Consider the following 21,476-nt stretch of genomic DNA (forward strand, 5'->3'; position numbering starts at 1 on the left):
TTTAACCGATTAATTTCTCAATCAGTTAGTTGAGTCAGCTACTTGACTTCCGCCTTCTCAATACGGACTTCCTTGGCTGGCTTACCGTCAGAGGTACCGCCACCCTCGATACCGTTCTTCGCAATGTCCGCAACCGTCTTGGTGCCCTCGTCAGTCATGGAGCCAAGCACGGTGTACTGCGGAGGCAGCTGAGAATCTGCCCAGTTGAGGAAGAACTGGCTGCCGTTGGCATCCGGGTCGCTCGGGTTTGCCATGGCGATAGAGCCCTTCGGGTACACCAACGGGGTGTTCTGATCCAGGCCAGAATCCTTGACCGGCCACTCGCCAGCGAACTTGAAGCCCGGGCCACCGGTACCGGTACCAGTCGGGTCGCCACACTGCAGAACGTTCAGGCCACCACCGGTAATACGGTGGCACACGGTGTCGTTGAAGTAGTCGGACTTAGCCATGTGCTCAATTGCATTGACGCCGCAAGGTGAAATAGCGCGGTCCAGCTCCATCGGAATGTCGCCCTGGTTAGTCTTCAGAGTGATGGTTACAGTGCCAGTGGCGGGAACGTTGTCGGTAGCTGGCTTATCGATGTCCTTCGATGCCTCGCCATCATCCGGGTAGTCACAGCTCACGGTTTCCGGAAGCGGGAAAGAGCGCTTCATCGGAACCTTTTCACCGCTGACGGGAGTAGCTGTCAGGGCTGCAGGTTCGACTGGAGTCGTGGATTCATCAGCGGCCTCATTGTCGTCAGCGCCGCCAGCCGTGGTCAGCAGGTAGATTCCGCCACCGATAAAGAGCAGGATAGCCAAAGTGGTTACGACAACGCCCAGTGGCTTCAGCTTCTCGGCACGCGCACGGCGCTTCAGTTCGCGCTCGAGCGTCCGCATCGCATCTTTGCGCCTTTGCTCATTGTTTGCCACTAGTTACTCTCCGTATCTCTTAGTCATCGATTGCCGGTGACGGAACGCCAGCGGGCAATCTTGCCCATCGAAAGTGACCGAAACAGAGGCGAACGCTCAGTCGGTCACTGTCGCATACACAAACGACTATTATGCCCGGTATCGCGTCTCATTTGCGAGATGACAGGCCAAGGCGCAAGGGGAAAGGTGCTCGTTTCCTGTTGTCGGAAGTTGTAAGTAGCCTGCCGGGGGATGTACAGAATCGTTACAATGGGACGGCATGGAGATATTTGGTTTCGCAGCCGGCCCTTTTCAGACCAACTGCTACGTGGCAACAGGCGCTCCGGAAATGGACGGCCTGTCCACCCCATGTGTCATTATCGACCCGGGCATGGGAGCGCTCGAGATAATCCGCGGCGAGGTTGAGAAGCGAGATTGGAAGCCGGAAGCAATTCTGCTTACCCATGGTCATATCGACCACGTCCGCGATGTCGCGGAGGCCGCCGACTTCTGGGGTATCCCCGTCTTCATTCACGAAAGCGACAATGTGTTGCTGGCCAATCCGAAACTTGGCGGTTCTTCTTTCGGACACCTCTTTGACATCGATTCTATGCAGGCTTATACAAAAGCCGATTTCTTCGAGGATGGCGACGAAGTAAAGTGGGCAGGGTTGAATTTCGAAGTCATTCACGCACCGGGTCACTCTCCGGGATGCGTAATGCTGCGCGCTTCCGATGGGGAAGATGAGATTATCTTCAGCGGGGACGTCCTCTTTAAGGGAGCTATTGGTCGCGTAGATTTGCCGGGCAGTAGTCCGGAGCACATGCAGCAGTCGTTGAAGGATAAGGTCCTCCCGCTGGCGGATGACCTTATGATTCTTCCGGGCCATGGCTCCGCATCGTCGATAGGCGAGGAGCGCGCGACCAACCCGTTCCTGCAAAACCTCACCTAGCCTGGCTGACACGTCGTGAGAGTTGGCAGGTAGAGTTAGCGGAGTGAACTCTAGCCAGAAGCCAAAGAAGTTGAAGCCATTCTCCGCGCCCAAGGGCGTACCGGATTATGTCCCGCCGGTCTCCCGCGAATTCGAGGCGGTGCGAAACTCATTCCAGCACCGCGCACGACTTGCGGGCTATGAGCACATTGAGCTGCCAATTTTCGAGGAAACCGGACTTTTTGCACGCGGTGTAGGTGAATCGACGGACGTCGTCACCAAGGAGATGTACACGTTCGCCGACCGCGGCGACCGCTCGGTCACCCTGCGCCCGGAGGGTACCGCGGGCGTGATGCGCGCGGTCATTGAGCACAATCTGGACCGCGGTCAGTTGCCGGTCAAGCTCTCCTACGCGGGGCCGTTCTTTCGCTATGAACGCCCACAGGCAGGCCGTTACCGTCAGTTGCAGCAGGTAGGCGTAGAGGCGATCGGCATCGATGATCCTGCGCTGGACGCTGAGGTCATCGCGCTTGCCGACGCATGTTTCCGCGGCATCGGCCTGGAAGGATTCCGGCTTGAGCTGACAAGCCTCGGTGACAACACCTGTCGCTCTGAGTACCGCGCTAAGCTGCAGGAATTTTTGTTTGACCTGCCTCTGGATGAGGAAACGCGCCACCGTGCAAACATCAACCCGCTGCGCGTCCTCGACGATAAGCGACCGGAAATGCAGGAAATGCTTGCCGACGCACCGCTGATGCTGGACCACCTTTCTGACAGCGCTCGCAGTCACTTTGAAGCTGTGACTGGACTGTTGGATGACATGAGGGTGCCCTATGTCATCAATCCTCGAATGGTGCGCGGACTGGACTATTACACCAAGACGTGCTTCGAGTTTGTTCACGACGGCCTGGGTGCTCAGTCGGGTATCGGTGGCGGTGGTCGCTACGACGGGCTGATGGCGCAGCTCGGCGGCCAAGAGCTGTCGGGAATTGGCTTTGGTTTGGGTGTAGATCGCGCGCTGCTCGCACTGGAAGCAGAGAGCAAGCAGGCCAGCGATGGTCGACGCGTCGACGTCTATGGTGTTGCGCTCGGTGAAGAAGCCGCTCACGCTATGGCGCTGCAGATCAATAAGCTGCGTCAAGCGGGTATCCGCGCGGATATGTCCTACGGTGGCCGCGGTCTGAAGGGGGCAATGAAGGGCGCCGATCGCGCTGGAGCCCGATTTGCGTTGGTCCTCGGCGAGTCTGAATTGGCCGCGGGCGAGGTTCAGCTGAAGAACCTCGAGTCCCACGAGCAGCACGCAGTGGCCCTAGATGCACTGGTTCAGGAGCTGCAGTCGCGCATCTAGGAAACGCGCATTTGTTGAGTGCGGAGTCTAGCTGTAGACGCCGCGCTCGAGAGTGTCGCACTGAGACATCTTTCCTGACTTGTAGCCGGTGAGGAATGCCTTCGTGCGCTGCTCGGCCGAGCCGTGGGTCCAGGAGTCCGGTTGAACACCACCGCCGGAATGCTGCTGGATGGTGTCATCGCCAATGGCCTTTGTAGTTTTGAGGGCATCGGCAACCTGCTCGTCGGAAAGCGGTTCGAGGATTGCGTCCGGCCCCTTGTCCGCGTAATGAGCCCAGATTCCCGCGTAGCAGTCGGCCTGCAGCTCGATCTTTACAGCGTCGGAATCGGGGCCCGGTTCGTTGTAGTTGCTGCGGCCGAGGGTGCCCTCCAACTTCTGGATGTGATGTCCGAATTCGTGGGCCACGACGTATTCCTGTGCGAGAGGCCCGTTGCCTCCGCCCATGCGCTCCAGGGTGCTAAAGAACTCCGTGTCGAAGTAGGCCGTTTGATCGGCGGGGCAGTAGAACGGGCCGGTGGATGAGGACGCTGCGCCACAGCCCGACTGAGTGGAGCCTTCAAAGAGGACTAGACCTGGGTTCGTGTACTCGATGCCAGCCTGTGCGGGGAGCTGTTCTTCCCAGACTCGGTCGACCGAAATACCGGTGAATTCCATGCGGCAATCGATGCGGCTGTTGGCATCTTCGCCGGTCTTGCAAGGATCCTCACCAGGGGACTGCTGTGCAGTTTGTGAGGACTGGTTGTTCTGGGCACCCGTCAGCTGTCCCAATTGTCCCGGGTCACCGCCGAGAAGTAAGTACAGGCCAATGAGGACAAGGCCGCCGATGCCGCCGCCGCCTACTGCAATAGCGCGGCCACCGCCCGAGCGTCGCTCGGCACGAGCCGAGCTCTTTTGGAAGTCATTCCGGAAGGTCATAGGAGTAAGACTATTGCAAAGGGTGCGGAAAACGGGCCATTGAATAGCGCTGCGTCAAAGTTTCCGTATGTAAGTCAACGTCAGGGCCTACGAAAATACTTGTCTAAGTGAGTACATGAAGCCCGAGGTAAACCCAAGGCGATGACTGGTAATAGGCAAAATAGCTGGGGTCTTCTTCTCACCTTTATGGCTTCAAGGTAGACTACACGGACGAAACCGCTATCCACAGCGTTAATCCCTATAGCACCAATTTTGGAAGGACCAATTCGCAGTGCTTCGTACGCATCTTGCCGGAGACCTCCGCGCTGACCTCGCCGGCAGCACAGTAACCCTGACCGGTTGGGTAGGACGCCGCCGTGACCATGGTGGCGTGATCTTTATCGACATGCGTGACCGCTCCGGTTACGCTCAGGTTGTGTTCCGCAACAGCGAAGTTGCTGAGCGTGCACACCACCTGCGCAGCGAGTACTGCATTCAGGTCACCGGTGTCGTTGAAAAGCGCCCGGAGGGCTCCGAAAACCCGAACCTGGCATCGGGTGAAATTGAGGTCAATGTCACGGAGCTGACCATCCTCAACGAGTCGGCGGCATTGCCGTTCCAGCTCGAGGATGTTGGAACTTCTGGCACTGTGGGCGAAGAAGCCCGCCTGAAGTACCGCTACCTAGACCTGCGCCGTGAAGGCCCGGCCAAGATTATGCGTCTCCGTGCGGCGGTCAACCGCGCAGCCCGTAAGGTGCTGGACAGTCACGACTTCACGGAAATTGAGACTCCGACGTTGACTCGCTCTACGCCGGAAGGCGCTCGTGACTTCGTGGTGCCGGCTCGTTTGAAGCCGGGCACTTTCTACGCACTGCCGCAGTCCCCGCAGCTGTTCAAGCAGCTGCTTATGGTCGCGGGCATGGAGCGCTACTACCAGATCGCCCGCTGCTACCGCGATGAGGACTTCCGCGCTGACCGCCAGCCGGAGTTCACTCAGCTCGACGTTGAGATGAGCTTCGCCGAGCAGGACGATGTCATTGCGCTGGCAGAAGAGATTCTGGTTGCTATCTTCGCCGAGGCCGGTGTCACTGTTCAGACTCCGATTCCACGCATGACCTTCAAGGAGGCCATGGAGAAGTACGGTTCTGACAAGCCGGACTTGCGCTTCGACATTCCGCTGGTGGAGTGCACCGAGTTCTTCAAGGACACCACTTTCCGCGTCTTCCAGAACGACTACGTCGGTGCGGTCGTGATGGACGGAGGCGCTTCGCAGCCTCGTCGTCAGCTCGACGCCTGGCAGGATTGGGCCCGCCAGCGCGGCGCAAAGGGCCTGGCCTACATCCTCGTTGGGGAGGACGGCACTCTGGGCGGCCCGGTCGCCAAGAACATTACTGACGCAGAGCGTGAAGGTATCGCGGCGCACGTCGGCGCGAAGCCCGGTGACTGCATCTTCTTCGCTGCCGGTGACGCTAAGAGCTCCCGTGCACTGCTGGGTGCCGCTCGTGGAGAGATTGCCAAGAAGCTCGGCCTGATCAAGGAAGGCGACTGGGCATTCACCTGGGTCGTCGACGCACCGTTGTTTGAGCCGGCTGCCGACGCCACTGCTTCCGGTGACGTTGCCCTGGGCCACTCCCAGTGGACTGCTGTGCACCACGCCTTCACCTCGCCGAAGCCGGAGCATATGGATACCTTCGACAAGGATCCTGGTAACGCTCTGGCTTACGCCTACGACATCGTCTGCAACGGCAACGAAATTGGTGGCGGCTCCATTCGTATTCACCGCCCAGATGTTCAGAAGCGCGTCTTCGACGTTATGGGCATCGGCGAGGAAGAGGCACAGGAGCAGTTCGGATTCCTGCTGGACGCCTTCCAGTACGGCGCTCCGCCGCACGGTGGTATTGCATTCGGTTGGGACCGTATCGTTTCCCTGTTGGCCGGCGTTGACTCCATTCGCGAAGTTATCGCCTTCCCGAAGTCCGGTGGCGGCGTTGACCCGTTGACTGACGCCCCGACTCCGATTACCGCTCAGCAGCGCAAGGAGACCGGTATCGACTTCAAGCCGAAGCCAAAGCCGAAGGCAGATGGCGCTAAGGCGGCAGCCGACGCAGGCGACAGCAAGTAAACAAAGAAATCACATTGCGAGGAATGTGATCTGCCACTCCAGCTTGGACAGCGCGAGCGGGATCAATTCCTCCTAACCAAGGCGGTACGGGCCACAACACACCATCCGTATCGCCTGACTGAAACTGGCTCATTGAAAGGGCATTCAATGGAGTACTCGGACGACGCTGCAGCAGAGGTTGACAGCGTAGTTAAAGATGCAGAGACACTGCTTTCCGCACGATTCGGCGGCACTCCAGTGTTGTCGGATCCAGAAGTACTTACAGGCCAGTCAAACGCTTTGGTTGTCCGCGTGCGGGTCGCCACAAATCCCTTTATGCAGGAGCGCACGGTCGTCGTAAAGCAGATTCCTAGGACGACTGACGACGTCGATCCTGCCGTTTTACGGGAAGTTGTGGCGTACCAGTTCATCAATACGCTGCCTGACGACGTTCGCCCGGGGCCTCAGCTTCTTGCTTACGATGTTTCAAAGCAGCTTTTGGTTCTCAGCGACGTCGGTGTCGTGGAAACTCTTGCGGACGTACTCTTTCGTGGCGATGAAGAGCGTCGATTGCGCGCGTTCCGCAGCCTCGGCGCGTCGCTGGGGCGGATGCATATTCACACGCACACCCGCGAAGAGGGGTTTGAGACCCTGCGTCGTCGTATGTGGGTGAAGAACAAGGTCGATCGCGAGGCACTCGAGGCGCGTGACCACGGCATTGTGTCGGGAATTCGCTTTGGCATGCGAGCTATCGAGGGTTCCGGCATTCCTGTTCCCGACGCTGTGCGCTCTTTCGGCGAGGATGCTGCTCGTCGAATTGAGAAGGGCACGCATAGGGCGTTTACGCCGTTTGACCTCGCCCCGGACAATATTCTGCTGGCGGACAAGGTCCAGTTCCTCGACTATGAGTGGGCTGGTTACCGCGATGTCATCTTCGACGTGGCCAGCGTCGTCGCGGGCTTCCCGCTGCACGTTTTCGTGGAGCGCCCATCTGAGGCAGAGGTAGACGTGTTTGTCCGTGCCTGGATGGAAGAGATTCGTGACCATTGGTATCGCGGCACGAGCGACCGCCGTTTGATGGCGTTCATTGCTGCGGCGTTGCTCGGTTGGTTTTTCATCTCTGCAACGGTTTCCTTCTTCGGTTCTCCGAAGCAAGCGCTGTGGGTGGGGCATGAAGGACGCACGGATCTGAAACCGGAAGTTGGCGGCTCAGCACTGGAGCGGCGCGACATGGCTAACACGGCTCGCGCCATTGCGCAGTTCGCCCATAAGTGTGAGGACGATCGTGCCGACGAGCTGGAACAGTTCGCGCATGCTGTAATTGATTTCTTAGAGGAAGAGGAAGGCTAGGGCACACGTGGCGGATCCGAATAAGCTGCCGTCAGGCGGTGCAAACGGCTCCGCCGATGACGCACCAGGGCTTTTCGACGAGTCTTCGGTCACCAGCCCTACAGCGGCCAAGAGCCAAGGTCGGAGTGCGGGGCCAGGAAGCACTGGCCTGAACTCCGATGCGAGCGCCTATTTTCACCCAGGTGCACACGCGCCATTGGCGGTTCGAATGCGACCGCGAAACCTCGATGAAGTCGTTGGTCAAGACCACCTGTTAGCCCCCGGAGCACCGTTGCGCCGTCTGGTTGAAGGTGGCGGCGACACCTCCGTTATTCTGTTCGGCCCTCCTGGAACAGGCAAGACCACTCTCGCCAGTTTGATTTCCGCGGCGACTGGACGACACTTTGAAGCGCTTTCCGCGCTTAATGCCGGGGTGAAGGAAGTGCGTGCGGTTATCGATACTGCTCGTCGCACACTCGTTAACCAGGGCATTCAAACGGTGCTCTTCATCGACGAGGTGCACCGTTTTTCCAAGACTCAGCAGGATGCCCTGTTGAGTGCCGTGGAAAACCGGATTGTCCTTCTCGTCGCGGCAACGACGGAAAACCCATCCTTCTCGGTGGTGTCCCCGTTGCTCAGTCGGTCACTTCTGTTGCAGTTGCAGCCACTGGATGACGGAGCCGTCGGCACGCTCATTGATCGAGCACTTACTGATGAGCGAGGCCTCAATGGTCGCGTCAGTATGACAGACGATGCACGCAAACAGCTCATTGCGCTGGCAGCTGGTGATGCCCGTCGTTCCCTCACGTACCTCGAGGCAGCCGCGGAAGCCGTAGCCGATGGTGAGCAGATTACCGCCGAGTCGCTTGCCAATTCGATCAACCGGGCCGTGGTTCGCTATGACCGCGATGGCGACCAGCATTACGACGTCACCAGCGCGTTTATTAAGTCCGTTCGCGGATCTGATGTCGATGCTGCCCTGCATTACCTGGCGCGGATGATTGAGGGTGGGGAAGACCCACGGTTTATTGCCCGCCGAATCGTAATTTTGGCCAGCGAAGACATCGGTATGGCCGACCCGACAGCTCTGCAAACCGCCGTCGCCGCGGCGCAGGCAGTTGCCTTGATAGGGATGCCGGAAGCCCGGCTGACGCTGGCGCAGGCCACGATTCACTTGGCCACGGCACCAAAATCCAATTCGGTCATAAGCGCTATCGACGGGGCGTTGAAGGATGTACGTTCCGGGAAGACCGGGCCGGTGCCACCGCATTTGCGCGACGGACATTACAGCGGGGCTAAGGATCTTGGCCACGCGGTGGACTATATCTACCCGCACAATGACCCCATGGGCGTTGTTGCCCAACAGTATCCACCAGACCAGTTGGTGGGCACTGATTATTTCGTCCCATCCAACCACGGTCGTGAAAACGGCATGGCTGAATACCTCGGACGCATTCGCCGAATTATCCGGGGGAGGCGCCGGAAATCGAAGTAGGCGAGATCGGTTGGAATCTACGGGGTGCCGGTGGGGTGGTTTTAAAGTTGCTCGAACCGAGCGGGTAGACTGCTAGTTTTGTATTAAACATCTCGGACGCTCGACGTGAAACGAGGAAGTAGAACACCGTGCAGACTCATGAAATTCGAAATCGCTTCATCCAGCATTTCGTAAAGGCGGGACACACCGAGGTCCCCAGCGCCTCTCTGGTTTTGGATGACCCGAACCTGCTGTTTGTTAATGCCGGCATGGTGCCGTTCAAGCCCTACTTCCTCGGCAATGAGACTCCGGACTTCTCCACCGCGACCTCAATTCAGAAGTGCGTGCGCACACTGGACATTGAAGAGGTGGGTATCACCACCCGCCACAACACCTTCTTCCAGATGGCGGGTAACTTCTCATTCGGAAATTACTTCAAGGAAGGTGCCATCACTCATGCATGGAGCCTTCTGACTGGTGCTGTTGAGGACGGCGGCTTTGGCATCCCGGCTGAGAAGCTGTGGGTGACAGTTTACCTCGATGACGATGAGGCCCATGACATCTGGCATGAGAAGGTTGGCGTGCCGGAGGAGCGCATTCAGCGCCGAGGTATGGCGGACAACTACTGGTCTATGGGTGTGCCTGGCCCGTGTGGTCCGTGCTCAGAGATTTTCTACGACCGCGGCCCGGAGTACGGTGCTGATGGTGGCCCAGAGGCGGACGAGGATCGCTACATCGAGATTTGGAACCTCGTCTTCATGGAAAACGAGCGTGGCGAAGGAACAGGCAAGGACTCTTTCGAGATTCTTGGCCCGCTGCCGAAGAAGAACATCGATACCGGTATGGGTATCGAGCGCGTTGCTTTCCTGCTGCAGGGTGTCGACAACGTGTACGAAACCGACCTTCTGCGTCCGGTTATCGATGAGGCGGAGAAGCTTACCGGTTCGAAGTACAGCTCGAACCACCAGGACAACATCCGTTTCCGCGTCATCGCTGACCACAGCCGCACCGGATTGATGCTGATGCTTGACGGTGTCACTCCGTCGAACTCCGATCGTGGCTATATCCTGCGTCGCCTGCTGCGCCGCATTATCCGCTCTGCGCGCCTGCTGGGCGCTAACGGTCCGGTACTGGAGAAGCTGATTGGTATTGCGGCCGAGACCATGACCCCGTCGTACCCAGAGATCGCGGAGAACTGGAACCGTATTCGCCGCGTCGCCGTCGCCGAGGAAAAGGCCTTCACCAAGACGCTGTCTGCCGGTGAAGAGCTTTTCGAGCGCGCTGCCACCAAGGCCAAGGCAGAGGGGAAAACCGTTCTATCCGGGCACGATGCCTTCACCCTGCATGACACCCACGGCTTCCCAATCGACCTGACCATCGAAATGGCCGAAGAAGCTGGCCTGACCATCGACCGTGAGGAATTCGATCGCGAGATGGCTGAGCAGCGTGCGCGTGCGAAGGCCGATAGCCAGGCAAAGAAGCAGTCGCACACCGACCTGCACGTCTACCGCGAGTTCATCGATGAACACCCGACGTCCTTCACTGGTTACGATCGGCTTGCCGACGAATCCACGATTCTCGGCATCATTGCTGATGGCCAGAAGCAGTCGTTTGCCGCAGAGGGCGATGAGATTGAGGTTATCCTCGATCGCACTCCGCTCTACGCCGAGGCCGGAGGCCAGCTGGCTGACCGCGGTCGCATCGTGACTGATTCCGGCGCTGTGGTCCACATCAACGATGTCCAAAAGGTGGGCAAGAAGCTGTGGCTACACAAGGGCATCGTCACCGCCGGTGAGTTCACTCCAGGAGTGTCCGCTGAAGCTTTGGTCGACGAGCAGTGGCGTCACGGTGCTCGTCAGGCACACACTGCAACTCACTTGATTCACGGTGCTCTGCGTCAGGTACTGGGGGATACTGTAACTCAGGCTGGTTCCATGAATAAGCCGGGCTACCTCCGTTTCGACTTCAAGTACGGTGAGCAGCTCACACCGGAACAGCTCCGTGAGATTGAGCAGATTACCAATGAGGCTGTCGACAACGACTGGGCTGTCAATACTGCCGAGATGCCGTTGGAAGAGGCCAAGGCCACGGGCGCCATGGCATTGTTCAATGAGAACTACGGCGACATCGTCCGCGTTGTCGAGGTCGGAGGCCCGTTCTCAATTGAGCTGTGTGGCGGTACTCATGTTTCGCATTCCTCGCAGATTGGTCCGGTAGCTGTGCTGGGCGAGTCTTCTGTCGGATCGGGCGTGCGCCGAATTGAGGCCTACTCGGGTATGGATTCCTTCCGCTACCTGTCCACTGAACGCCTCCTGGCTGAGCGACTGGCCACTGAATTCAAGGCTCCGTCTGCTGAGCTGCCAGACCGCATTGCAGCACTGGCTGAGAAGCTGAAGGCTGCAGAGAAGCAGCTCGCTGATTTCAAGGCCGGCCAGCTGCTGGCCAATGCTGCGTCTCACCTGGAGTCCGCTCGCACCATCGGCGATGTCACCTACCTCGGCCTTAAGCTTCCCGACGGTACGGAGATGAAGGACATCCGTTCGCTGGCTAATGACTTGGCGAAGCGACTTGGGGATCGCCCAAGCGTCATTGCGCTGATTTCCAACGCCAGCGGCAAGGTTCCGTTTGCGGCCTCGGTTTCGGATGAAGCCGTCAATCGCGGTATTAAGGCCGGCGATTTGGTGAAGCTAATGGGTGCCGAGGTCGGCGGCAAGGGCGGCGGTAAACCGGCAATGGCACAGGGCTCCGGCTCTGATGCCTCCGGTATCGACGCGGCATTGGCCGCTGTTGAGGCCGAACTGTCCAAGTAGTCAATAAACGGCTGTGCTAACGGAAGAGCAGTAAAGAATGGCTAAGCCCCGCATTGACACCCCCGGCCAGGATGATCCCGGTAGGGGTCGACGGCTCGGAATTGACGTCGGGGATGTCCGCGTTGGTGTCGCGGTCTCGGACCCCGACTGCATCCTGGCGACCCCAGTTGAAACAGTCACTCGAGCAACGGGGCGAAAAGATCCTGACGGGCCGGATATTGACCGGCTCGTGGAACTTGCCACTGAACTTGAGGTCGTCGAGATTGTTGTCGGCATGCCCCTTATGCTCGACGGCTCATTCGGGACTTCTGCGCGGAAAGCTACTGACGTTGGATTCCGGCTGCAGCGTCGACTCGGTGACCGCGTCGTAGTCCATTACGCCGACGAGCGGATGACGACGGTAATGGCCCAATCGCGGCTGCACGCAGCAGGTATTGATGTTAAGTCCGGGCGGAAGATTATTGACCAGGCTGCGGCAGTAGAAATTCTGCAGTCCTGGTTGGACAGACGGGCAAAAGCCTTGGACGGAATTACCGACTAGGGGGGGCACACAAAAGTTACCGAAAGGTGACAATTCACCCGCCTTTGCGCAATTATTAAGTGTGTAATACCTATGCACGTCTCTGCGTGCATAGGATTTGAAAAGTTGAAGTGGCGATTCACACCTACAATGCAACCTAGTGCTACGACTTCGTCGTAAAGCTATGTCGCACCAGTCGTTATCAGTCGCGTGTCGTACCCAAATGGGAAGACTTTTTGCTGATACCGATGGGAGAGTGAGTTGCATTCGAGGAGATTATTGATGAGTAAAGACGCGCAGACTGCGCGCCGCACTGGTAACGGCGGTGCCGACGGGGACCGCTCTGGTGCTCGCAGCGGTGGGACAAAGCCTCGAGTTCGTCACCGCCAAACGGCAGTGGCAATCAATGTGACTTCTGTTCTGTTATGCGTGTTGGTCCTCGGAGTGATTGGCCTCGTCTGGAATCGTGGGGGCATTGTTGACGATTACGACGGCAAAGCTGAGGGTCCATTGACGATTGTCGAGGTCAGTGAAGGAACATCACTTACTGATTTGTCCAACCAATTGGTGGAAAGCGGCGTTGTCAAGTCTTCCCGTGCGTTCATCCAGGCCGCGAATGAAAACTCTCATTCAAGTGAATTGCAGCCGGGTTTCTACCGACTCCACCAGCGGATGAAGGCCGACGAGACCGTCGAGGCTCTCCTGGATGTCGAAAATCAGGTCGGTACCGTTGACATTCCGACTGGCGCCCGTTTTGCCGATACCCGCATTGTGTCCTCATCGGATGTACGTAAGGGAATCTTCTCGCTTATTTCAGAGGCCACTTGTGTTGAGGACAATGACTGCGTGTCCAAGGCCGATCTCGAACGTGCTGCTGGCGAAGCCGATTTGGCCGCGCTCGGTGTTCCAGAATGGGCACGGGACGCGGTAGCTGCGCGTGGCAACGACCCTCGTCGTCTTGAGGGACTCATTACGCCGGGTATTCATCACCTTGACCCGCAGCAGACGCCCGAACAGATGCTGGCAAAATTGGTCAAGGAATCGGTGAAGAACTATGAGGACACAGGGATCATGGCTTCAGCGGACATGGTTGGTCTGTCTCCATACGAGCTGATTACCGCAGCTTCTTTGATTCAGATGGAGTCGCCAGATGGCGACTTCGACAAGGTTGCTCGCGTTATTCTGAACCGTTTGGACGAACCGATGCAGCTGCAGTTCGACTCGACAGTCAACTACGACCTGCAAGATCAGGAAATCGCAACCACGGATGAGGACCGCGCGCGAAAGACCGCGTGGAACACCTACGCCAAGGAAGGGTTGCCGGAAACCCCGATTGCTTCGCCTTCCATCGAGGCGATTCGTGCCATGGAAAATCCGGCTGACGGCACCTGGCTGTACTTTGTCACGGTGGACAAGGAAGGAAATACCGTCTTTAGCACGACCTTCGAAGAGCACGAGGCCGCTATCGACGAGTCTCGCAGCAATGGCGTGCTGGATTCCAACCGCTAAGAGGTAGAACTCCTATGCCTATAACCCATCGCGCAGCCGTGCTGGGAGATCCGATTGATCACTCGTACTCGCCGGCTATTCACAACGCCGGTTACCGCGCTGCGGGAATGAATGACTGGCACTACGACCGCATTCGCTGCAACGCCGAAGAGCTTGCCGACGTCGTTGGTGGCGCAGACCCAAGTTTCCAGGGGTTTTCCGTCACGATGCCCGGCAAGTTTGCCGCGCTGGACTTCGCCGATGAAGTCAGTGAGCGCGCACGGCTCATTGGTTCAGCGAACACCCTGGTCCGTCGTGATTCCGGCTGGTTTGCCGACAACACTGACGGTGACGGCGTATTGGGAGCACTGCGCGAGATTGACTGCACGAACGCACCACGTGGTCGCGCGGTTGTTGTTGGTGCCGGTGGCACGGCACGACCGGCACTTTGGGCGCTGTCGCAACTGGGGGTCAATCATGTCACCGTAGTAGCGCGCTCCGAGCGCGCATATGACATTGAACCGCTAGCTGCCGCGCTGGGGATGGAATTTGTTTGGGTGACTTTTGATGTTCCAAACCTGGCAGATATTGCAGGCAATGCCGACGTGCTGGTCTCCACGGTGCCGTCAGCCGCAATTGAATCGGTTGCTGGTTACCTCGCTCGAGCACCGAAGATTCTCGACGTCATTTACAATCCCTGGCCAACCCCGCTTGTGAAAGCAGCGGAACGCGGAGGGACACAGGCGGTCGGCGGACTGTCCATGTTGCTACATCAAGCGGTGGGACAGTTTGAGCAGTTCACTGGACGCACTCCCGATGTCGAGGCGATGCGCGCAGCGCTGCCGAAATAGCTCACACCCGTTACAATCCCACAGTTATGGGGTGGGGAATAACCGAGATAGGGCTGTCTCCGATTGGACAGCACAGGAGTGACCCGGTCTACCTTGACCGGGTTTTCTATTTCCTAGTCGTGATGCTTGTACTCGGCTGGGGCGGTATTGGCTGCTGGTTAGATGTGACTCGGCGAAGACTACCGAACTGGTGGCTGGTGCTAGGGGCAGTGAGCCTGATATTGATCACTGGAATGGTGCTCCAGCAAAAGAGCACCTTGGCTGACGATCTCGCTAGTGCAGTCGCAGCCATAGGAACAGGGATAGGCCTCTGGTTTGGCCTCTATTTAGCAGTCTTCATAATCACCCCACGCTCGATGGGGGCCGGAGATGTGAAGCTCGCAGCAATTCTGGGTGGCGTTGTCGGTCTGGAATCGGGTGAGCCAGTGGCGGCAGCAATCTGGATTGCAGTGGCAATTCTGTTGGCTGCGGGACTCACTCTCCTCATGGCAGGAGCCACCGCGGGAAAGCGGGGTTGGGATGACCGTCGTAAAGCGAAAACAGCGCCTGTGCCGGCGAGCGTGCCTCATGGGCCTGCGATGCTTGCAGCAACCGCCATTGTGTGGGGGATAAGCGGAGGGCACCTACAAGTCCCCTGAAGCGGTAAACCAGGGGCGATGAAATGGGGCATATTTGAAACTTGGATGCCCCCAAATGCACAAGAAGTACGGCAAACGTGACATTATGATACCTATGCTTCGTTGGACTACCGCGGGTGAATCTCACGGCAAAGCGCTTATCGCTCTCGTAGAAGGCGCGCCAGCCGGACTTCCCCTGACTACAGATGACGTATCACGCCACCTCGCACGCCGCCGCCTCGGTTATGGTCGCGGGGCGCGAATGAAGTTTGAGGCTGATGAGGTCACGCTGCTGACTGGCATTCGACACGGTGAGACGCTGGGAGCGCCGATTGGCATTATGGTTGGCAACTCCGAATGGCCCAAGTGGACCGAGGTCATGAGCGCGGATCCGGTTGACCCAGCTGCTTTGGATACAGCCCGTGGCGCCACCTTAACCCGCCCGCGCCCGGGGCATGCCGATTTCAACGGCATGCTGAAGTACAACCACACCGATGCTCGAAACATCCTGGAGCGTTCATCGGCTCGCGAGACTGCAGCACGTGTGGCGGCATCGGTTGTGGCCCGCTCAATTCTGCGTGAGACTCTCGGTGTGGAAGTTGTCAGCCACGTGATTTCCATCGGCCGTTCCGAGCCCTACGAGGGGCCACTGCCGACCTTCGCCGATCAGGACAAGATTGACGAGTCGCCAGTGCGCGCATTCTCTGCAGCTGCGGAGGAGTCGATGATTGCCGAAATCAAGGCCGCTAAGAAGCAGGGCGACACCCTCGGTGGCATCGTCGAGGTCGTTGTCCACGGTCTGCCGGTGGGCCTGGGATCGCACATTTCCGGTGATGCCCGTCTGGATTCGCAGCTTGCAGGTGCCTTGATGGGAATTCAGTCCGTCAAGGGCGTGGAGATCGGCGATGGTTTTGAGGAAGCCCGTCGCCGTGGCACCGAGGCCCATGATGAAATGGTGCGTACCGACGACGGCGTGGATCGGGAAACTAACCGCGCCGGTGGCCTGGAGGGTGGCATGACTAATGCTCAACCTCTCGTTGTACGTGCTGCGATGAAGCCAATTTCGACCGTTCCGCGTGCGCTGAAGACCGTCGATATGGCCAGCGGCGATGCAGCTACCGCAATCCATCAGCGCTCTGATGTCTGCGCGGTCCCGGCCGGCGGTGTTGTCGCAGAGGCAATGGTCGCGCTGGTACTGGCGCGTGCAGTGATGGAAAAGTTCGGCGGCGATAGCCTGGAGGAAACCAAGCGTAACGTTGAAGGCTACTTGGAGCAGACTCGACGTCGCCTTGATTGGAAATAGCGCCACAGTTGCGCACACGAAGAAGGGTATAACGAGGGGAATGTCCGTTCCTACTATTGTCCTTGTCGGACCGCCCGGATCGGGAAAGTCCACCATCGGTCGTCGGTTGTCTCGTGCATTGAGCACCAGACTCACCGATACCGATGAGATGATTGAACAGCGCATGGGCAAGACTTGTGGGGAAGTCTTTTCCGAGCTGGGAGAGCCGGAGTTCCGCCGTATCGAGGAACAAGTCGTGGCGGAGGCTCTGACCCACGACGGAATCGTCTCACTTGGCGGTGGTGCCGTGATTTCGCAGGCGACCCGTGATCTGCTGGCAGACCATAACGTCGTCTACCTCGAGATCAGCATTTCAGAGGGCGTCCGCCGTACCGCGGGAAACAATTCGCGCCCGGTGCTCCAGGCGGATGACCCAGAGGCTCATTACCGCGCGCTCTATGAGGCTCGCCGCGCTTTCTACGAAGATGCAGCCACTTTCAAGGTGCGTTCCGACGAACGTTCCCCGCAGCGCGTTGTAGCCGAAATCCTCAGCTACCTCGATGAAACCTGCGACGAGGCTTAACTGACGACTCTCAAATGGCGGTAGCTAATCACTGCCGCATGACCAGCAACTCCATACATTTCTTACGCTAACGACTAGGGACTGAAAATGAACTCAACCCGCACAATCCGTGTCGAAGGCCCATCGCCGTACACGGTGACCATGGGGCATGGACTCACCGAGCAGATCGCGGAGGCCGCTACCTTTGCCTCTCAGGTCGCGGTGATTCACCAAGGGAGCGTTCAAGAGCTGAGCTTCGGCGTCATCAAGGCACTGGCGGACAAGGGAGTCGACGCCTTCAGCATCCAGATTCCAGATGCGGAGGAGGGCAAGACGCTCGCAGTTGCTGAAACAGTTTGGGACACTTTTGGTGAACGCGGCCTGGGCCGGCGTGACGCCGTAATCGCGATTGGCGGCGGTGCAGCCACAGACTTCGGTGGATTCGTCGCCGCTGCGTGGATGCGTGGAGTGATGGTTATCCAGGTCCCGACAACGCTGCTCGGCATGGTCGACGCAGCTGTCGGCGGCAAAACCGGTATCAACACTGCAGCCGGCAAGAACCTGGTCGGCGCTTTCCACGAACCTGCCGCAGTGTTTTGTGACCTTGACGTCCTCCGCACCTTGCCGAAGGCTGAGCTGATCGCGGGCTCGGCAGAGATTATCAAGGCTGGTTTTATCGCGGACACGAAGATTCTCGATCTTTACGAGGCAAACCCGCAGGCCTGCCTCGATGTTGACGGTGACCTGCCAGAACTGGTCGAGCGCGCGATTGCTGTCAAGGCACGCGTTGTCGCTGAGGATTTGAAGGAATCTGGCCTCCGTGAGATCCTGAACTATGGCCACACTTTCGGTCATGCCGTTGAGCACTTTGAAAACTACCGCTGGCGCCATGGCCACGCCGTAGCTGTAGGCATGGTTTATGTTGCCGAGCTGGCCAAAATCACCGGACATATTGATCAGGAACTCGTAGACCGCCACCGTCGCATCCTAGAGTCCATTGGGCTGCCAACGACCTACCAAGCAGGTCGTTTTACCGAGCTCTACGATGCTATGACCAGGGATAAGAAGAACCGCGATGGTGCGATTCGGTTCGTTATTTTGGAAAATCCCGGTGAAACAGCCCGTCTTGAAGGTCCGGGAACGGATAACCTCGAGCGTGCATACGAACTGCTCTGCAACAATGGGCAGGCCGCATCGGAGGAGTCTGCCCGCTCATGACCTCTCTTCGCGCAGCAACTGATGCCACGGCGGCGATTCCGACCGTGCTTGTTCTGAACGGCCCGAACCTCAATCGTCTGGGCAAGCGTCAGCCAGAAATTTACGGTGCCACTACTTTGGCGGATGTCGAATCTGAACTTCGCACCCTAGCCAAGGAGCTTGGCGTCGTAGTGGATTGCCGCCAATCCAACTATGAAGGTCAACTCATCGAGTGGGTTCACGAAGCTGCCGACTACGGTTGGCCAGTCATTATCAATCCAGGAGGGTTGACACACACCTCCGTCGCCCTACGTGACGCGCTTGCCGAAATTGCGGACGGCGCGGGCTTCCACGAGGTCCATATTTCAAACATTCACGCCCGGGAGGAGTTTCGGCACCACTCGTACCTCTCGGCGCTTGCCGCGGGCGTTATCGTCGGATGCGGAACTGATGGCTATTCCATGGCACTGAGAAGGGTGAGTACGACACTATGACAGACATCTCCACGAACTACGCCGCCCGCCGAGCCGCTCTTATCGACGCATTGTCCGACAACGACTGCGACGGTTTCCTCACAGTCGATCCGACGCATGTTGGTTGGCTTACGGGTTTCCACGGCTCGAATGCTGGATTGATTGTTGCGGCCAGTGGGGAAGCGCTGCTTTCCACCGACGGCCGCTATACGGTTCAGGCCGGCAAGCAGGCACCGGACGTGGAGTTGCTCACCGCCCGCAACACCGGCGTGGCGCTCCTCGGTCAAGCCCGAAAGTTGAATATCGCGCGTCTAGGCGTTGAATCTGAGTTCCTCACCATGGCCGCTTACCAAGAGCTAGAGGATGTCCGGCCACAGGCACTTGAATTGGTATCGACTACGGGCGTCGTCGCTAAACGGCGGGAGGTCAAGTCCGATACGGAACTCGTCGCTCTGCGCCACGTCGCCGACATCGCAGTCCGCGCATTCGAGGACTTGCTTCACGACGGCATCGTGGTCGCCGGCCGCACGGAGCGCGAAGTCGCCGCAGAGTTGGAGTACCGCATGCGCATGCATGGCGCCGATCGGCCTAGCTTCGACACGATTGTCGCAAGCGGCCCGAATTCAGCTAAGCCACACCACGGAGCGGAAGACCGCGTAATCGAGGCAGGTGACCTGGTCACTATCGACTTTGGCGCCTTTGCCGGGGGCTACAACTCAGATATGACACGTACCCTCTTTGCCGGTGAGACGGGAACGTCGTCAAGCGAAAGCGATGCGAACAGTACGTCGTCGGATCTGGCCGCCGCGATTGTTGCCGGTGTGGAGTTCGCAGACGAGAAGGCCCGAGAGATTTACAATGTCGTGCTGGAAGCACAGCTGGCCGGCGTGAAAGCGGCTGTTCCAGGGGCGGATGTTGTGGCTGTCGACGCGGCATGCAGAGACATTATTGAAAAGGCTGGCTATGGAGAGCACTTCGTCCATTCCACCGGCCACGGGATCGGTATTGAGGTGCATGAGGCTCCATTTGCCGCTCGCACGGGCAAGGGGAAGTTGGCGGCTGGCATGACGTTGACCATCGAGCCGGGCATTTATGTGCCGGGGTTCGGTGGTGTGCGCATCGAAGATACGTTGATAATCACTGACAACGAGCCGGAAATTATTACGCAGCTGCCGAAACCGCGAGCCTAACATCACGGCGTTTTATTTTTCTCTCGATGAGATACGGAGTATCGTGGTTTCGTCAGAGAGCTTTTTAACAATTTCAGGAGAGTTTAGTTGGCTACCACCGCAGATTTTAAGAACGGTCTAGTGATCAAGCACGACAACAAGCTTCAGCAGATCGTGGAGTTCCAGCACGTCAAGCCAGGTAAGGGTCCGGCCTTGTTCGTACCAAGCTGAAGGACGTTCTGACCGGCAAGGTTGTTGACAAAACTTTCAACGCTGGTGTCAAGATTGAGACGGCAAATGTCGACCGTCGTGACATGACGTACCTGTACCACGACGGTGACGGTTACGTCTTCATGGACGACAAGACCTTCGACCAGATTTCCATTCTGGACGCTCAGATGCCGGAGGGCGCTAAGTTCCTGCTTCCGGAGACCACCTGCCAGGTGTCCTTCCACGAAGGCAACGTTCTTTTCGCCGAGATGCCTGTTTCGGTTGAGCTGAAGGTTGAGCATACCGATCCGGGTCTGCAGGGTGACCGTTCCACTGGTGGTACCAAGCCGGCAACTATGGAGACTGGCGCTGAGATTCAGGTGCCGCTGTTCATCGAGACCGGCGATGTGCTGAAGGTCGACACCCGTGACGGTTCGTACGTGTCCCGCGTCAACCACTAATTCCCTCATCTAGTTCACCCTTTTGCTGAGAGCGATACATACACATCCATGACTGAAAAGGATCACAAGTCCGCCGAAACCTCGGATGCGCACGAGTCCGCGAAAGTTCGCGAACCTAACTACAAGCGCCACGGCGCGCGCTACCGTGCACGCCGTCGTGCGGTAGATTTGCTTTTTGAGGCCGAGCAGCGAGGCGTTGACGTCGTCAAGCTTCTTGAAGAGCGGCTGGAAATGGTCCGTAATCCCGATCTGGATGTGAATCCGATTGCGGAGTACACCGAGCAGATTGTGCGCGGTGTAGCTGCGGAAATTATCGGTATCGACTCGACGATTTCTTCGTACCTGACGGAGGAGTGGCCGCTGCGTCGCTTACCGGCAGTCGACCGTGCTATTTTGCGTCTTTCCACCTGGGAGCTGTTCTACAACTCCGACGTGCCTCCGCGTGTGGCCGTGGTGGAAGGCGTTGAGCTGGCATCGGAATACTCCACTGATGTGGCGGCACCGTACATCAACGCAGTACTCGATGCCGAGGCCAAGATTGCCGACCAGGCACGCCTGGCAGCTGCCGCTGTGAGCACTTCGGTGGGCGAGTCCCAGTTCGACGAGGCTATTCAGGCACAGGCCGCCGCAAATGAGGAAGCTGACAAGGCACTGGCCGACTCCGATGAGATGGCTAAGATTACCGGCCTGGACATGAGCGATATTGCCAAGCTGGTGGCTGAAGACGTGGCTAAGAGCGACAACGGGTCCTAGCCAATCAAAGCGGCCGGGATCGCTGCGAGCCGATTGCAGTCGGTTCTCGCGGATTCTCTGAAACTCCAAGTCCCTTTTTGGGGGCTTGGAGTTTTGTTGCATTTAGAGGCAATTCA

18 protein-coding genes and 1 pseudogene are annotated in these 21,476 nt (G+C 58.2%); 17 read left to right on the plus strand and 2 right to left on the minus strand.

Annotation, left to right across the window (positions count from 1 at the left end; genetic code table 11):
- Window positions 1-38: 38 nt before the first annotated feature.
- Window positions 39-911 (minus strand): peptidylprolyl isomerase, encoded by an 873-nt coding sequence (locus CORAM0001_RS08775; protein WP_208854658.1) that lies wholly within the window; start codon window positions 909-911, stop codon window positions 39-41.
- Window positions 912-1,170: 259 nt separating this feature from the next.
- On the opposite strand from CORAM0001_RS08775, the gene CORAM0001_RS08780 reads away from it, so the two are divergent.
- Both CORAM0001_RS08780 and hisS read left to right on the plus strand, forming a co-directional pair.
- On the plus strand, window positions 1,171-1,842 hold the full coding sequence (locus CORAM0001_RS08780) for an MBL fold metallo-hydrolase (protein WP_005511503.1): 672 nt from the start codon (window positions 1,171-1,173) through the stop codon (window positions 1,840-1,842).
- A 43-nt stretch (window positions 1,843-1,885) separates the two neighbouring features.
- A complete protein-coding gene (gene hisS / locus CORAM0001_RS08785) occupies window positions 1,886-3,169 on the plus strand; it encodes a histidine--tRNA ligase (RefSeq protein WP_005511464.1) in 1,284 nt (427 codons plus the stop codon).
- A 27-nt stretch (window positions 3,170-3,196) separates the two neighbouring features.
- Here hisS and ypfJ read toward each other — a convergent pair whose 3' ends face one another.
- Window positions 3,197-4,084, minus strand: a complete 888-nt coding sequence (ypfJ, locus tag CORAM0001_RS08790; RefSeq protein ID WP_005511486.1) for a KPN_02809 family neutral zinc metallopeptidase — start codon at window positions 4,082-4,084, stop codon at window positions 3,197-3,199.
- Between the two features lie 271 nt (window positions 4,085-4,355).
- Between ypfJ and aspS the strand changes: the two genes are divergently transcribed.
- The 15 genes and pseudogenes from aspS (at window position 4,356) to nusB (ending at window position 21,360) form a co-directional block, all read left to right on the plus strand.
- Window positions 4,356-6,185 (plus strand): aspartate--tRNA ligase, encoded by a 1,830-nt coding sequence (gene aspS / locus CORAM0001_RS08795; protein ID WP_005511447.1) that lies wholly within the window; start codon window positions 4,356-4,358, stop codon window positions 6,183-6,185.
- A 147-nt stretch (window positions 6,186-6,332) separates the two neighbouring features.
- Window positions 6,333-7,514, plus strand: a complete 1,182-nt coding sequence (locus tag CORAM0001_RS08800; RefSeq protein ID WP_005511458.1) for a phosphotransferase family protein — start codon at window positions 6,333-6,335, stop codon at window positions 7,512-7,514.
- A 148-nt stretch (window positions 7,515-7,662) separates the two neighbouring features.
- On the plus strand, window positions 7,663-8,988 hold the full coding sequence (locus CORAM0001_RS08805) for a replication-associated recombination protein A (RefSeq protein ID WP_244262044.1): 1,326 nt from the start codon (window positions 7,663-7,665) through the stop codon (window positions 8,986-8,988).
- A 128-nt stretch (window positions 8,989-9,116) separates the two neighbouring features.
- Window positions 9,117-11,777, plus strand: coding sequence for an alanine--tRNA ligase (gene alaS / locus CORAM0001_RS08810; protein WP_005511467.1), 2,661 nt, complete (start codon window positions 9,117-9,119; stop codon window positions 11,775-11,777).
- 37 nt (window positions 11,778-11,814) lie between these two features.
- Entirely contained in the window at window positions 11,815-12,318 is a 504-nt protein-coding gene (gene ruvX / locus CORAM0001_RS08815) for a Holliday junction resolvase RuvX (RefSeq protein ID WP_005511456.1), read from the plus strand.
- 261 nt (window positions 12,319-12,579) lie between these two features.
- Complete coding sequence (gene mltG / locus CORAM0001_RS08820; protein WP_005511472.1) at window positions 12,580-13,806, plus strand: endolytic transglycosylase MltG; 1,227 nt, start codon at window positions 12,580-12,582, stop codon at window positions 13,804-13,806.
- 14 nt (window positions 13,807-13,820) lie between these two features.
- A complete protein-coding gene (locus tag CORAM0001_RS08825; protein ID WP_005511499.1) occupies window positions 13,821-14,636 on the plus strand; it encodes a shikimate dehydrogenase in 816 nt (271 codons plus the stop codon).
- Window positions 14,637-14,758: 122 nt separating this feature from the next.
- Window positions 14,759-15,274, plus strand: a complete 516-nt coding sequence (locus tag CORAM0001_RS10925; protein WP_244262045.1) for a prepilin peptidase — start codon at window positions 14,759-14,761, stop codon at window positions 15,272-15,274.
- Between the two features lie 94 nt (window positions 15,275-15,368).
- The gene (aroC, locus tag CORAM0001_RS08835; RefSeq protein ID WP_208854659.1) at window positions 15,369-16,556 is read left to right on the plus strand and encodes a chorismate synthase; all 1,188 of its coding nucleotides are present in this window, start codon (window positions 15,369-15,371) and stop codon (window positions 16,554-16,556) included.
- A gap of 40 nt (window positions 16,557-16,596) precedes the next feature.
- Window positions 16,597-17,118, plus strand: coding sequence for a shikimate kinase (locus CORAM0001_RS08840; protein ID WP_040361749.1), 522 nt, complete (start codon window positions 16,597-16,599; stop codon window positions 17,116-17,118).
- 87 nt (window positions 17,119-17,205) lie between these two features.
- A complete protein-coding gene (gene aroB, locus CORAM0001_RS08845) occupies window positions 17,206-18,315 on the plus strand; it encodes a 3-dehydroquinate synthase (RefSeq protein ID WP_005511466.1) in 1,110 nt (369 codons plus the stop codon).
- Entirely contained in the window at window positions 18,312-18,788 is a 477-nt protein-coding gene (aroQ, locus tag CORAM0001_RS08850) for a type II 3-dehydroquinate dehydratase (protein ID WP_005511462.1), read from the plus strand. The genes aroB and aroQ overlap by 4 nt, the downstream gene beginning before the upstream one ends.
- Window positions 18,785-19,957, plus strand: a complete 1,173-nt coding sequence (locus CORAM0001_RS08855) for an aminopeptidase P family protein (protein ID WP_005511455.1) — start codon at window positions 18,785-18,787, stop codon at window positions 19,955-19,957. The genes aroQ and CORAM0001_RS08855 overlap by 4 nt, the downstream gene beginning before the upstream one ends.
- 87 nt (window positions 19,958-20,044) lie before the next feature.
- A pseudogene (gene efp, locus CORAM0001_RS08860) lies at window positions 20,045-20,607 on the plus strand (elongation factor P).
- Between the two features lie 48 nt (window positions 20,608-20,655).
- On the plus strand, window positions 20,656-21,360 hold the full coding sequence (gene nusB / locus CORAM0001_RS08865; protein WP_005511454.1) for a transcription antitermination factor NusB: 705 nt from the start codon (window positions 20,656-20,658) through the stop codon (window positions 21,358-21,360).
- The last annotated feature ends 116 nt before the right edge of the window (window positions 21,361-21,476 follow it).

The organism is Corynebacterium amycolatum SK46, from assembly GCF_000173655.1.
GTDB lineage: Bacteria > Actinomycetota > Actinomycetes > Mycobacteriales > Mycobacteriaceae > Corynebacterium > Corynebacterium amycolatum_A.

Bases quoted from the DNA above. Each gene is read 5' to 3' on its own strand.
- CORAM0001_RS10925 (WP_244262045.1), top strand. From the start codon at position 14,759: ATGCTTGTACTCGGCTGGGGCGGTATTGGCTGCTGGTTAGATGTGACT.
- ypfJ (WP_005511486.1), bottom strand. From the start codon at position 4,084: ATGACCTTCCGGAATGACTTCCAAAAGAGCTCGGCTCGTGCCGAGCGA.
- CORAM0001_RS08840 (WP_040361749.1), top strand. From the start codon at position 16,597: ATGTCCGTTCCTACTATTGTCCTTGTCGGACCGCCCGGATCGGGAAAG.
- CORAM0001_RS08780 (WP_005511503.1), top strand. From the start codon at position 1,171: ATGGAGATATTTGGTTTCGCAGCCGGCCCTTTTCAGACCAACTGCTAC.
- aroQ (WP_005511462.1), top strand. From the start codon at position 18,312: ATGACCTCTCTTCGCGCAGCAACTGATGCCACGGCGGCGATTCCGACC.
- CORAM0001_RS08825 (WP_005511499.1), top strand. From the start codon at position 13,821: ATGCCTATAACCCATCGCGCAGCCGTGCTGGGAGATCCGATTGATCAC.
- aroB (WP_005511466.1), top strand. From the start codon at position 17,206: ATGAACTCAACCCGCACAATCCGTGTCGAAGGCCCATCGCCGTACACG.
- ruvX (WP_005511456.1), top strand. From the start codon at position 11,815: ATGGCTAAGCCCCGCATTGACACCCCCGGCCAGGATGATCCCGGTAGG.
- CORAM0001_RS08800 (WP_005511458.1), top strand. From the start codon at position 6,333: ATGGAGTACTCGGACGACGCTGCAGCAGAGGTTGACAGCGTAGTTAAA.
- nusB (WP_005511454.1), top strand. From the start codon at position 20,656: ATGACTGAAAAGGATCACAAGTCCGCCGAAACCTCGGATGCGCACGAG.
- CORAM0001_RS08855 (WP_005511455.1), top strand. From the start codon at position 18,785: ATGACAGACATCTCCACGAACTACGCCGCCCGCCGAGCCGCTCTTATC.
- mltG (WP_005511472.1), top strand. From the start codon at position 12,580: ATGAGTAAAGACGCGCAGACTGCGCGCCGCACTGGTAACGGCGGTGCC.
- aroC (WP_208854659.1), top strand. From the start codon at position 15,369: ATGCTTCGTTGGACTACCGCGGGTGAATCTCACGGCAAAGCGCTTATC.